Source organism: Pseudomonas sp. TH08 (assembly GCF_016651275.1).
Taxonomy (GTDB): Bacteria; Pseudomonadota; Gammaproteobacteria; order Pseudomonadales; family Pseudomonadaceae; genus Aquipseudomonas.
In genome coordinates, this window is sequence record NZ_JAEKEE010000003.1 from 257,577 (window position 1) to 270,905 (window position 13,329).

A 13,329-nucleotide genomic window follows, 5' to 3' on the forward strand; every position below is an offset into this window, starting at 1 on the left:
GGCTGTGAAGCAAACTTAACGCTCGACGGTTACTTGCTTGAAATGCTTTGTAGCATTACCGGATATCAGCGCGATTAATACATAGAGACAGGCCCCGTAAACCGGGGCCTGTGGCTTATTGTCGCACCAGAAACTTGAGGTCGCTCGGCGCGTCCATCGGCAGTTTCTGCACAGTTTTGCCGAGCAGACCGGTCTTGCCATCGCGCTCGACGACGACAATCTGGTTGCTCTTCTGGTTGGCGATCAGCAGGAATTTGCCACTCGGATCGAGGCTGAATTCGCGCGGGTGATCGCCTTCCACCGAACGCTTTTGCAGCTCTTTGAGCTGAGCGGTCGCCGGATCAATGCTGAACACCAGCAACTGATTGGCAGTGCCACGGTTACTGACGTAGAGGAACTTGCCATCCGCCGAGGCATGCAGCGCTGCGCCGGCCTTGTCCGAAGTTGGCTGACCGGCAGCCAGATCGACCAGTTGCGTCTGGGTCAGCACACCGTCGTGGTAGTCGAACACCGCGACTTGCGCACTCATTTCCATGGTCAGCCAGGCGTGTTTGCCGTCAGCGCTGAACAACAGGTGACGCGGGCCGCTGCCCGCTGGCAACGCAACAGAAGGCGTTTTCGCCGGGGTCAGCGGCAGATCCGGGTTGGCTTTCGGGTCGAATTGGTAGATGAAAACTTTGTCCGCACCGAGGTCATTGGAGAACACATAGCGTCCGTCCGGCGAAGAGACCGTCGAATGCACGTGATTCGACGCCTGGCGTTCGGGATTGACCCGACTCGCCGGGTGCGCACTCATCTGCACCACGGGTTTGAGTTTGCCATCAGCCCCCACCGGCAAGACCGCGAGGGTTCCGCCCGGATCTTCGACCACCGAATAGTTGCTGACGAACAGGTGGCTGGCGTCACCGCTGAGGCTCGAATGCGTCGGCTCGTTGCCCAGGCTCTGCACCTGATTGATCAGGCTCAGCGCGTGGGTTTTCGGATCGATCGCATAGCTGCTGACGCGGCCGACCGGATCTTTCTGGCCCGGGCCGTTTTCATTGACCACAAACAGGCGATGCTGGTCTTTTGAGAGGGTCAGCCAGGACGGGTTTTCGCTCTTGACCACTTGCAGCGGTTTCGCATCGATCTGGCCAGTGGTGCTATCGAAGTTCATTCGATAGATGCCCTGGCTGCTGCCGGCGGTGTAGGAGCCGACCAGCAACTGGAAATTTTCGGCACTGGCGCTGGAAATGCCCATCGCGCCGACGCTGCCAGCCATCAGCAGTGGCCAGAATTTACGCATTTTCATCAGTTTCATCCTCATCATCGCTGCTGCTGACTACATCGCCGAGGCAGACCAGGCGGTGTTCGCCGGTGGTTTTGGTGTCGCTGGCATAACCCATGACCAGCCAGCTCTGCAGATCTTCATCAAACGTGGCCGCTTCAACCTGCGCGGGGGTGAACTCCCAATGCTTGGCCGCTCGACCATCGATGCATTCGATGTGCAGGTTGTCGTCTTCGTCGAGGGCGAATTCGAAGGCATGCAGGCCGTCGATTTCGACCATACCGCAGTGTTCGAGGGCGTTGAGAAGGGTTTGGGCAGTCATGGCAATCAAGTCTTTCAGGGGGAAACCGGCAATGATAGCTCATTGTCACACCCGGCCCCTGTAGGAGTGAGCCTGCTCGCGATGGCGGTGTGTCATTGAGCAGATGGATTAAATGTGAAACCGCTATCGCGAGCAGGCTCACTCCTACAGAGAATGGTGTGGTGTCAGAGGGCTTCGCGGCTGGGCTTGCCGTCCACGAGGCGCTGGATGCGCAACGGGTTGGCGTTTTTCAAAGGCTCCGGCAGCATGCTGTCCGGGTAGTTTTGGTAGCACACCGGGCGCAGGAAACGGTCGATCGCCAACGTACCGACCGAAGTGCCGCGCGCATCGGACGTCGCCGGGTACGGCCCGCCGTGCACCATCGAATCGCACACTTCAACACCGGTCGGATAGCCGTTGAGCAGAATCCGTCCGACCTTCTGCTCAAGCAACGGCGTCAGCTCAGGGAAGCGTTCGAAGTCGGCCAGCTCGCCGATAATCGTCGCGGTAAGTTGCCCGTGCAGCCCCTGCAACGCGGCGCTGAGTTGCGCCTTGTCCGCCACTTCGACGACCACCGTGGTCGGGCCGAACACTTCTTCTTGCAGCACTTCATCGCCATCGATCAACAGACTGACATCAGCCTTGAACAGCTGCGGCTGCGCTTGATTGCCCTGCTGCGGATGGCCGGCCAGATGTTCGATGCCGGGATGCGCCAGCAGCTTCTGCAAGCCTTTGCCATAGCTGCCGAGGGTGCCGGCGTTGAGCATGGTTTGCGCCGGCTGATCGCCCATCAACCCGGCGACCTGCTGCACAAACGCGCTGAACTGCGGCGAGCGAATACCGATGACCAATCCCGGGTTGGTACAGAACTGACCACAGCCCTGCACCACCGAAGCGGTGAGGTCGCGGGCGACGGTTTCCGAACGCTCGGCGAGTGCCTGCGGCAGGATGATCACCGGGTTGATGCTCGACATCTCGGCAAACACCGGGATCGGCTGCGGGCGTGCAGCGGCCATATCGCACAGTGCCCGACCGCCCTTGAGCGAACCGGTGAAACCGACTGCCTGAATCGCCGGGTGCTTGACCAGCCATTCACCGACGCCACCGCCGTAGATCATGTTGAACACGCCGGCCGGCATCGCGGTTTTTTCCGCCGCGCGGATCAGTGCATCGGCGACCAGTTCTGCTGTCGCCATGTGACCGCTGTGGGCCTTGAACACCACTGGGCAACCGGCGGCCAGTGCCGACGCGGTATCGCCACCCGCAGTGGAGAACGCCAGCGGAAAGTTGCTCGCACCGAATACCGCGACAGGGCCGAGGCCGATGCGGTATTGGCGCAGATCCGGGCGTGGTAATGGCTGGCGATCCGGCAGCGGCAGATCAATTCGCGCGCCGTAGAAATCGCCACGGCGCAGGACTTTGGCGAACAACCGCATTTGCCCGCTGGTGCGACCGCGTTCGCCCTGAATGCGCCCGGCCGGCAACGCAGTTTCGCGGCAGACCACCGCAACGAAATCATCGCCAAGGGCGTCGAGTTCATCGGCAATCGCATCGAGAAACTGCGCGCGGCGTTCCGCGCTGAGGCTGCGATAAGCCGGGTAGGCAGCTGCGGCGGCTTTGGCGGCGGCGTCGACCTCTTCCATCGTGGCCTGAATGAAATCGTGTGGCAGTTGCTCGCCGGTGCTGGCGTCAACGCTGTGCAGTTTGACGTCGCCAGCAGCGCTGCGCTGACCGCCGATGTAGTTGTGACCGAGAATCTGAGTCATGGGATCTCCTTAAAGGGTGCCGATGCTGTCCGGTTCAAAAGTCGCTGCAATCGGCACAATGCCGTTGACCAGCGGTGCGCCGAATTCGCCCTGGCTGATTTCGAACACGTCACCCGGTTGGGTCCGAATGCCGTCGGCGAAGGACAGGGTCGCGGTGCCGAAGAAATGTATGTGCACGTCACCGGGACGCAAAAACTGCCGGTATTTGAAGTGGTGGTACTCGAGGTTCGCCAGGCTGTGGCACATGTTCGCCTCGCCACTGAGAAATTCGTTCTGCCAGAGTACTTCGCCATCACGCAGGATGCGGCTGGTGCCCGCAAGGTGTTGAGGCAATTCACCGGTACGAAGTTCCGGGCCATAGCTGCAACTGCGCAATTTCGAGTGCGCCAGGTACAGGTAATTCTTGCGTTCCATGACGTGATCGGAGAACTCGTTGCCCACGGCGAACCCGAGGCGATAGGGTTTGCCGTCATGACCGATGACGTAAAGGCCGGCCATTTCCGGCTCCTCGCCGGCGTCTTCGGCGAACGGCGGCACCGGGAACGGCTGGCCCGGACGCACGACGATGCTGCCATCGCCCTTGTAAAACCATTCCGGTTGTACGCCGGCCTGCCCCGCCGCCGGTTTACCGCCCTCCACGCCCCATTTGAAGATGCGCATGGTGTCGGTCATCGTCGCTTCGTCGCCAGCCTGCTGGTGCATTTTGTCCCGCGCCGAGGCGCTGCCCAGGTGCGTCAGACCGGTACCGCTGACCAGCATGTGCGCCGGATCCGGGTGATCCAGCGGCGGCAGGATGCGCAGTTGCGCGAGCAGTTCGGCGTATTCATGGCTGAAGCCGAGGCCGAGGGTTTGCACTTGCTGCTCCAGCGTGTGGCCAGCCTCGATGGCGGCCAGCGCCAGATCGCGCACGCTGCGCGCGTCCTGCACTTCGCGCACCAGACCGTTATCGACCACGCCAACGCGGCGCTCGCCGTTGCTTAACTCGAATTGAACCAGATGCATATTCTTCTCCTATTCCTTCGAAAACACCGCTGATCCCTGTGGGAGCGAGCCTGCTCGCGAAAGCGGTGCATCAGTTCACAAATGTTGAATGGGCCGGCCTCTTCGCGAGCAGGCTCGCTCCCACATGGGGCCAGCGTTGGGCTGTCAGGTACGGGTGGCGCCTCGGGCGCTGGCGGCGAATTGCTCGACTGGCAGCACGTGTTTACGTTCCAGCACGCGGTAGACGATGCCGGTCAGGATCAAGCCGAATACCATCACCCCGGAAAGGAAATACAGGCCTGAAGCCAAGTTGCCGGTGTACTCCTTCAACGCACCAATCACGAAGGGCCCGATGTACCCCCCCAGATTCCCCACCGAATTGATCAACGCAATCCCCGCCGCCGCACTCGAGCCGGCAAAGAAGCGCCCCGGCAAGGTCCAGAACACCGCCGTGCAGGAAAACAGCGCAAACGCCACCAGACACAGGGCCGCCAATTGCGCGACCGGCAACGACAACCAGGCACTGAGAAACAGGCCAATCGCGCCCAGCACGTAAAGAACGGCGAGATGGCCGTAACGATCATTCAAACGGTCGGAACTGCGCGGCACGATCAGCAAACCGATGATCCCGAAGATGTACGGCACCGACGACACGAAACCTGTCACCAGATCGCTGCCGCCAAACTGTTTGATCAGCGTCGGCAACCACAGACCGAGGCCATAAATGCTCAACGTCACCGGCAGATAAAACAGCGCCAGCAGCAACACACGTTTGTCTTTCAGCGCGTGCAATGGATTGCCGTGACGGGTCTGACCGTATGCCTGCAGATCCTTTTTCAGCTCGCCGGTCAGCCAGTCTTTTTCTGCCTGATCCATCCACTTCACTTGCTGCGGGCCATCCGGCAGCCAGCGCAATACCGGCCAGGTCAGCAGAATCGCCGGAGTACCGATGACGATGAACAGCCATTGCCAGCCGTGCAGACCGAGGACGCCGTCCATGCCGAGCAAACCGCCGGACACTGGGCCAGTGATCATCATCGCGATCGGTTGGGAGAGGATAAACAGCCCGAGGATCTTGCCGCGATGGCGCACCGGGAACCATTGGGTGATGTAGTAGAGAACGCCGGGGAAGAACCCCGCCTCGGCCGCGCCGAGCAGAAAGCGCATCACGTAGAAACTGTGCGGGCCCTGGACGAAGGCCATGCCGATGGTGATCGCGCCCCAGGTGATCATGATCCGCGCGAACCAGCGCCGCGCGCCAAAGCGTTCGAGCATCAGGTTGCTGGGAATTTCGAGAAGGAAGTAACCAATGAAGAACAGCCCGGCACCAAGACCGTAGGCCGCATCGCCGATGCCGATGTCGGCGCCCATGTGCAGCTTGGCGAAACCGACGGCGGAGCGATCCACATAGGCGATCAGGTACAGCAGGATCAGGAAGGGAATCAGTTTCAGCGTGATGCGCCGGATTAGCCGCAGTTCCTGGCTCATGAGATCGGTCTCCGATTATTGTTTTTATAGAACCTCGGGGGACGCCTCTCACGGAAAACCGTCAGGGCCATCCCTCCGTCGAAAACGACTATATAGTAATACTAATTACCCAACAACCACTTCCAAAGCGCGGTTTTTGCGCTTATGTTAGGCCATTGCTGGAACACTATAGTCATACAATAAGAGAATCGATCATGTCTGATAAGAAACCCACCCTGCGCTCCGCCCAATGGTTTGGCACCGCCGACAAGAACGGCTTCATGTACCGCAGCTGGATGAAGAATCAGGGCATCGCCGACCACCAGTTTCATGGCAAGCCGATCATCGGCATCTGCAATACCTGGTCGGAATTGACCCCGTGCAACGCGCACTTCCGCCAGATTGCGGAGCACGTCAAACGCGGGGTGATCGAGGCCGGTGGCTTTCCAGTGGAATTCCCGGTGTTCTCCAATGGCGAATCGAACCTGCGCCCGACCGCCATGCTCACCCGCAACCTGGCGAGCATGGATGTTGAGGAAGCGATTCGCGGCAACCCGATTGACGGCGTGGTGCTGCTGACCGGGTGCGACAAAACCACTCCGGCACTGTTGATGGGCGCGGCCAGTTGCGATGTGCCGGCGATTGTTGTCACTGGCGGGCCGATGTTGAACGGCAAGCACAAGGGCAAGGACATCGGTTCCGGCACCGTGGTCTGGCAGCTCAGCGAACAGGTCAAGGCCGGCACCATCACCATCGACGATTTCCTTGCGGCCGAGGGCGGCATGTCGCGTTCGGCGGGCACCTGCAACACCATGGGCACCGCATCGACCATGGCCTGCATGGCTGAAGCACTCGGCACTTCGCTGCCGCACAACGCAGCGATTCCGGCAGTGGACGCGCGACGTTATGTGTTGGCCCACATGTCCGGCATGCGTGCCGTGGAGATGGTGCGCGAAGATCTGAAACTGTCGAAGATTCTGACTAAAGAAGCCTTCGAAAACGCCATCCGCGTGAACGCTGCCATCGGCGGTTCGACCAACGCGGTGATTCACTTGAAAGCCATCGCCGGGCGCATTGGCGTCGAGCTGGACCTCGACGACTGGACGCGCATCGGGCGCGGTATGCCGACCATCGTCGACCTGCAACCGTCCGGGCGTTTCCTGATGGAGGAGTTTTATTACGCCGGTGGTTTGCCAGCGGTGCTGCGCCGTCTCGGTGAAGCCAATCTGATTCCCCACCCGAATGCGCTGACGGTCAACGGCAAGACGCTCGGCGAGAACACCAAGGACGCGCCGATCTATGGCGAAGACGAGGTGATCCGCACGCTCGACAATCCGATCCGCGCCGACGGCGGCATCTGCGTATTGCGCGGCAACCTGGCGCCACTCGGCGCTGTGCTCAAACCCTCCGCCGCGACCCCGGAACTGATGCAGCATCGCGGCCGTGCGGTGGTGTTCGAGAACTTCGACATGTACAAGGCGCGGATCAACGATCCGGAACTGGACGTCGACAAGGATTCGATTCTGGTGATGAAGAACTGTGGACCGAAGGGTTATCCGGGCATGGCTGAAGTGGGCAACATGGGGTTGCCAGCCAAGCTGTTGGCCCAGGGTGTGACGGACATGGTGCGCATCTCTGACGCGCGGATGAGCGGCACGGCGTACGGCACGGTGGTTTTGCACGTTGCCCCGGAAGCCGCAGCCGGCGGGCCTTTGGCGACGGTAAAAGAAGGCGACTGGATCGAGCTGGATTGCGCGACCGGGCGTCTGCATCTGGATATTCCGGATGCAGAGTTGGCCGCGCGGATGGCGGATCTGCAGCCACCGCAGCAATTGCTGGTGGGCGGCTATCGTCAGTTGTACATCGACCACGTGCTGCAGGCGGATCAGGGTTGCGACTTTGACTTTTTGGTCGGCTGCCGTGGTGCGGAAGTCCCGCGCCATTCCCATTAAGATCAAAAGATCGCAGCCTGCGGCAGCTCCTACATTGGAATGCATTCCCCTGTGGGAGCGAGCCTGCTCGCGAAGAGGGAGTGTCAGTCAATATACAGTTGCCTGACCCACCGCTTTCGCGAGCAGGCTCGCTCCCACATTTGGCTTGTGTATCTGCCTCATGATTGTGTCGTGCCTGCTATGATGCGCGGCATCTCCATCGCTCAGGATCGCGTCGTTCCCCATGGATTACCGCAAACCCTCCGACCGCAAAAGCATGCATTCGCGCATCGTCCAGGAACTGGGCATGCAGATCGTTTCCGGACGCTTCAAACCCGATGACAAGCTGCCCGCCGAAGCCCTGCTCTGCGAGGAGTACGCGGTCAGCCGGCCGGTGTTGCGTGAAGCCACGCGGGTGCTGGTGGCCAAGGGGCTGGTGTATTCCAAACCGCGCGTCGGCACGGTGGTCAAGGCGCGCCGCGAATGGCACATGCTCGATCCGGACGTGCTGCACTGGCTGATGCAAAGCAGCCCGCAGAATGAATTCTTCAATGTGCTGACCAGTGTGCGCAGCATCATCGAACCCGCCGCTGCCGCCCTCGCCGCCCAGCATGCGACCGAGGCTGACATCGCGGCCATTGGTGAGGCTTACCAACGCATGGAAGCGGCGCCGACACCGGAAGCCTTGCTGCAACCGGACCTGGATTTTCACAGCCGAATTGCCGACGCGACCCACAACGACCTGCTGGCTAATCTTTGCAACATGTTGTCGGTGGCGATTGCCGAGGCTTTGAAGCATTCGAATCAGCGGCCGAATCTGCATGAACTGGCGTTGCCGAGGCATAAGGCGATTCTTACCGCTATCGAGAATCGTGATGCGCTGGGTGCTCGGCATGCGACGTTGGTGCAGCTGGATGATGCGCGCAGTGCGCTGAGCGTCGTGCTTGGCGCAGATCTCTCCTGACACACCCCAATTCCCCATGTAGGAGTGAGCCTGCTCGCGATAGCGGTGTGTCAGTCAGCGATTCTTTACCTGATATACCGCTATCGCGAGCAGGCTCACTCCTACATGGGGATTGTGTGAAATTCGTGGGATAAAAAAAGCCGCAACCCTAAGGTTGCGGCTTTGTCGTTTCAGCCTTTCAAGTCAGTGAGCAAACAGCGAATTGCCCTTCTGCCCCGCCAGTTTCTCCGGTTTGATCAGGAACTTGGCCAGTGCCGGCAGCAGCCACAGCGCACCGAACATGTTCCACAGCAGCATGAAGGTCAGCATCAGGCCCATGTCGGCCTGGAACTTGATTGCCGAGAAGATCCAGGTGCACACGCCGATTGCCAGGCAGAGGCCGGTGAACAGCACCGCTTTACCGGTGGATTTCAGCGTCTGGTAATAGGCTTCCTGCAACGGCAAACCGGCGCGCAGGAAACTTTCCAGGCGGCTGTAAATGTAGATGCCGTAGTCGACGCCAATCCCCACACCCAGTGCCACCACCGGCAAAGTCGCGACCTTCACGCCAATGCCCATGAACGCCATCAGTGCGTTACCCAGCACCGAAGTCAGCACCAGCGGCAAGACGATGCACAGGGTCGCTGCCCATGAACGGAAGGTGATCATGCACATCACCGCCACGCAGATGTACACCAGGATCAGGATGGTCAACTCAGCCTGTTTGATGACTTCGTTGGTAGCCGCTTCGATCCCGGCGTTACCGGCGGCGAGGATGAATTCCAGACCTTCCTTGTTGTTGTCCTTGGCGAATTCCTGCACCGCATGCACCGCACGATCAAGGGTTTCGGCCTTGTGATCGTTGAGGAACACCAGCACCGGCGCCAGCGAGCAACTGTTGTTGTACAAGCCGTCCGCCCTGGCAATCGAGTTGTTCAGTACATCGGGGTTACGCGACAGGGTTTCCCATTTCAGGTTGCCCTCGTTCATGCCCTTGATCATCTGCTTGGACACGGTCACCAGCGAGATCGCCGACTGCACGCCCTCGGTGTTCTGCATCTTCCACATCAGCTCATCAATGGGCGCCATGGCTTCGTAGCGTGAGCAGCCTTCGTCCTTGGTCTTGACCATGACCACCAACACATCGGAACTGGTCGAGTAGTTGTTGATGATGAAGTTGTTGTCCTTGTTGTAGCGCGAATCAGGACGCAGTTCCGGCGCGCCCTGGTCGAGATCACCGATTTTCAGGTTCTGGCTGTACCAGAGGCCGCCACCGAAGGCGATCAGCGCCAGTGCGATGGAGATCGGGGCAACTTTCGGGCTGGCGAAGTTCGACAGCAAGCGCCAGAACGGATGTTCGCGGTTCGCGTCTTTTTTACTCTTGGCAATCGCACGCTTGCTGATGCCGACGTACGAAATGGCTACCGGCAACAGAATCAGGTTGGTGAACACGATCACCGCCACGCCGATGGACGCGCCGATGGCCAGTTCACGGATCACGCCGATGTCGATGATCAGCAGCGTGATGAAACCCACCGCATCGGCGAGAATCGCGATCATCCCCGGCAGGAACAGTTGCCGGAACGTGCGTCGTGCCGCGGTCAACGCGTTGTCGGCCTCGCTGGATTGCAGGGCGATCCCGTTGATCTTCTGCACGCCATGGGAAATACCGATGGCGAAGATCAGGAACGGCACCAGCATCGAATACGGATCAAGTCCGAAGCCGAAAAAGTGCATCAGGCCCAGTTGCCAGACCACTGCCACCAGCGTGGTACTCAACACCGCGATGGTGCTGCGCAGGCAGTTGGTGAACCACAGCAGCAGGATCAGGGTGATGACGAAGGCGATGCCGAAGAACATCACCACCATCACCAGGCCATCAATCAGGTCACCGACCTTCTTGGCGAAACCGACGATGTGAATCTTGACGTTGGGGTTCTGCGCTTCGAACTTGTTGCGGATCTTGTCTTCCAGTTCATGGGAGAACTGGCGATAGTCCAGCGCCAGCAACTTGCCCTGATCCTGCGGGTCCGGGTAGGACTCCAGCAGCGGAATGTCGACGATGCTCGACTTGAAGTCGTTGGCCACCAGACGCCCGACCTGACCGGACTTGAGCACGTTGTTGCGCAGCATGTCGAGGCTGTCCGGCGAGCCGTCGTAGCTTTGCGGGATCACTTCACCGCCGGCAAAACCCTCTTCGGTCACTTCGGTCCAGCGAACGCTCGGGCTCCACAGCGACTTCAGGCCGGAGCGGTCAACGCCAGAGATGTAGAACACTTCGTCGTTGATCTGGCGCAGGGTCTCCATGTACTCCTTGGAGAAGATGTCGCCATCTTTGGCCTCCACCGAAATACGCACGGTGTTGCCCAGGTTCGCCAGATCGTTGCGGTGCTCCATCATCTTTTCGATGAAGGGATGCTTGAGCGGAATCATTTTTTCGAAACTGGTGGACGGCCGGATCAGCGTGGCTTGCCAGAACAGGAAAACGCTCACCACCAGGCAGATCAGGATCACTGCCGGGCGGTTGTTGAAAATCAGGCGCTCAAGAAATGTCGCCTTGTCCTGATGATGAGAGCTCAAGGAAGTCATAGCTGCGCCTTCTTATTATTGACATCGGCACCATTGGGCAGCGTGGTATGGACGCCGCCCTGCCCGGTCAGAATCAGGTTACCGTCACCCGCGGCGGTGACCGACGACAGGGAAATACGATCCGCACGGTTGAACACACTGAAGGTTTCGCCGTTGTCGCTGCTGCTGATCACCGACCCGCCGTTGCCGACGATCACGATGGAACCGTCCTTGAGCAAGGTCGCGCCGGACAGACCGAATTCCAGCGAACCGCGTGCAGCCTTGACGTTGATCTGGGTCCAGGTGCTGCCGAAATCGCTGGAGCGATAAAGGTTGCCGCGCAAACCGTAGGCCAGCAGCGTCTGTGGCTGGGCGGTACCGATCACGCCAAACAGCGAACCTTCATAGGGGCCCTGGACTTTCTCCCAGGTCTGGCCCCAGTCGGCGGAGCGGAACATGCTGCCCTGTTCGCCGACGATGAACAGTCCGGCGTCTTTGACGGCCGCAATGGCATTGAGGTGGAACTGGTCCTGGTTGTCGAGGCGGTCGCTGACGTCTTCCCAGTGTTTGCCGCCATCGGTGGTCTCCAGCAGTGCGCCGTAAGCCCCCACGGCGAGGCCGCTGTTGATGTCCTTGAACCAGACGTCGAGCAGCGGCGATTCACGTTTGAGGTCTTCGAACTGTTTGTTCCAGGTCAGGCCGCCGTCCTCGCTGGCGAGGATCTGCGCGTCGTGGCCAACCGCCCAGCCGTGCTTGTCGTCGACAAAATACACCGCCGTCAGCAGTTGCCGGCTCGGCACCTTGGCCTGGGTCCAGGTCTGGCCCTGGTCATCGGAATAGAGAATGTGCCCACGATCCCCGACCGCTACCAATCGCGCTCCGGCGTGGACGACATCGAGCATCAGGCTTTTCGCGGCTTTGGCTGACTCGGTGGCATACACCACGTCGGCCGGTGCCTCGGCGGCAATCACAGGTGCCGACAATGTGGCAAAGCCCAGCAGCGAGAGTGCTGTGGCCAGCAACGCGGTGTTGCGTAACGCCGGCGGGCGGCAACGACTCATAGACCTTCCCCTATTTATTATTGTTAGGCCATTTGGCCTTCAAGGGCGCCGCAAGGGTGCTCCGCTAGCGGCTGGTCAGAAGCATAGTCCTGAAACCCGCAATCCAGAGCCCCTTCGGAAGCTGGCTCATCCTATCGGGCTTTAGAAACGTCTGACAATCGGCGCCACGTTATCTTTTGTTAACCACCTTGCCGATGAGTTTCCCCCTGTAGGAGTGAGCCTGCTCGCGATAGCGGTGTGTCAGTCAATGAATTCTTACCTGATACACCGCTATCGCGAGCAGGCTCACTCCTACAGGGGATCGGCGGGCTTTGGGATTTGAATGCATCGCCATTCGCCGGATGGATGCGACAAAACTCGTGAGAGGGACTTGCACGATCGGTATTATGGTATACCATCAGACGCACAGACACTCTCAATCCCTCAACGGAGCAGCTCATGAGTTTCGAAATTCGCAAGATCGTCAGCTATGTAGAAGAGACTTTCATTGAAGGCGGCAAAGCCACTGACAAGCCGGTGACCATGGTCGGCCTCGCCGTGGTGATGAAAAATCCTTGGGTGGGCAACGGTTTCGTTGAAGACCTAAAGCCGCAGATCCGCGCCAACTGCTCCGACCTCGGCGCGATGATGGTTGAGCGTCTGGTCGGCATCATTGGCGGTGCGCAAAAGATCGAGGCTTACGGCAAAGCGGCGGTGGTCGGCGCTGACGGCGAGATCGAGCACGCCTCCGCCGTGATTCACACCCTGCGCTTCGGCAACCACTATCGCGAAGCGGTAAAAGCCAAGAGCTACCTGAGCTTCACCAACAAGCGCGGTGGCCCGGGCACCTCGATTCAGATCCCGATGATGCACAAGGACGACGAAGGCCTGCGTTCGCACTACATCACTCTGGAAATGCAGATCGAAGACGCGCCGCGTGCTGACGAAATCGTCGTCGTGCTGGGTTGCGCCGACGGTGGTCGTTTGCACCCGCGCATCGGTAACCGCTACATCGATCTGGAAGAACTGGCTGCCGAAAAAGCCCAGTAATCACAATAAAAGGCA

The 13,329-nt window shown here is 59.8% G+C and carries 10 protein-coding genes; 3 read left to right on the forward strand and 7 right to left on the reverse strand.

The genetic code is table 11. The features are described 5' to 3' along the window. Positions 1-115: 115 nt before the first annotated feature. From JFT91_RS14435 to JFT91_RS14455, 5 genes are all read right to left on the reverse strand, one after another. Positions 116-1,291, reverse strand: coding sequence for a lactonase family protein (locus tag JFT91_RS14435; protein ID WP_201226720.1), 1,176 nt, complete (start codon positions 1,289-1,291; stop codon positions 116-118). Beyond that, positions 1,278-1,589 carry a DUF5629 family protein gene (locus JFT91_RS14440; protein WP_201203034.1) on the reverse strand — a complete coding sequence of 104 codons (312 nt, stop codon included), beginning with the start codon at positions 1,587-1,589 and terminating at the stop codon, positions 1,278-1,280. The genes JFT91_RS14435 and JFT91_RS14440 overlap by 14 nt, the downstream gene beginning before the upstream one ends. Before the next feature lie 164 nt (positions 1,590-1,753). After that, a complete protein-coding gene (locus JFT91_RS14445; RefSeq protein ID WP_201232800.1) occupies positions 1,754-3,334 on the reverse strand; it encodes an aldehyde dehydrogenase (NADP(+)) in 1,581 nt (526 codons plus the stop codon). A 9-nt stretch (positions 3,335-3,343) separates the two neighbouring features. Further along, on the reverse strand, positions 3,344-4,336 hold the full coding sequence (gene araD1 / locus JFT91_RS14450) for an AraD1 family protein (protein WP_201232801.1): 993 nt from the start codon (positions 4,334-4,336) through the stop codon (positions 3,344-3,346). A 144-nt stretch (positions 4,337-4,480) separates the two neighbouring features. Continuing rightward, entirely contained in the window at positions 4,481-5,803 is a 1,323-nt protein-coding gene (locus JFT91_RS14455; protein WP_201232802.1) for an MFS transporter, read from the reverse strand. Positions 5,804-5,997: 194 nt separating this feature from the next. Here JFT91_RS14455 and JFT91_RS14460 point away from each other — a divergent pair, with 194 nt between their 5' ends. Next, positions 5,998-7,734, forward strand: a complete 1,737-nt coding sequence (locus JFT91_RS14460) for an IlvD/Edd family dehydratase (protein ID WP_201232803.1) — start codon at positions 5,998-6,000, stop codon at positions 7,732-7,734. Positions 7,735-7,957: 223 nt separating this feature from the next. Continuing rightward, positions 7,958-8,677: a FadR/GntR family transcriptional regulator gene (locus JFT91_RS14465; RefSeq protein WP_201232804.1), complete on the forward strand. Its 720-nt coding sequence runs from the start codon at positions 7,958-7,960 to the stop codon at positions 8,675-8,677. A gap of 183 nt (positions 8,678-8,860) precedes the next feature. Here JFT91_RS14465 and JFT91_RS14470 read toward each other — a convergent pair whose 3' ends face one another. Continuing rightward, on the reverse strand, positions 8,861-11,245 hold the full coding sequence (locus JFT91_RS14470) for an efflux RND transporter permease subunit (RefSeq protein WP_201232805.1): 2,385 nt from the start codon (positions 11,243-11,245) through the stop codon (positions 8,861-8,863). Next, a complete protein-coding gene (locus JFT91_RS14475) occupies positions 11,242-12,285 on the reverse strand; it encodes a WD40/YVTN/BNR-like repeat-containing protein (protein ID WP_201232806.1) in 1,044 nt (347 codons plus the stop codon). Before JFT91_RS14475 ends, JFT91_RS14470 begins: the two co-directional genes overlap by 4 nt. A 438-nt stretch (positions 12,286-12,723) precedes the next feature. Between JFT91_RS14475 and JFT91_RS14480 the strand changes: the two genes are divergently transcribed. Further along, on the forward strand, positions 12,724-13,314 hold the full coding sequence (locus JFT91_RS14480; RefSeq protein ID WP_201226727.1) for an amino acid synthesis family protein: 591 nt from the start codon (positions 12,724-12,726) through the stop codon (positions 13,312-13,314). Positions 13,315-13,329: the final 15 nt, after the last annotated feature.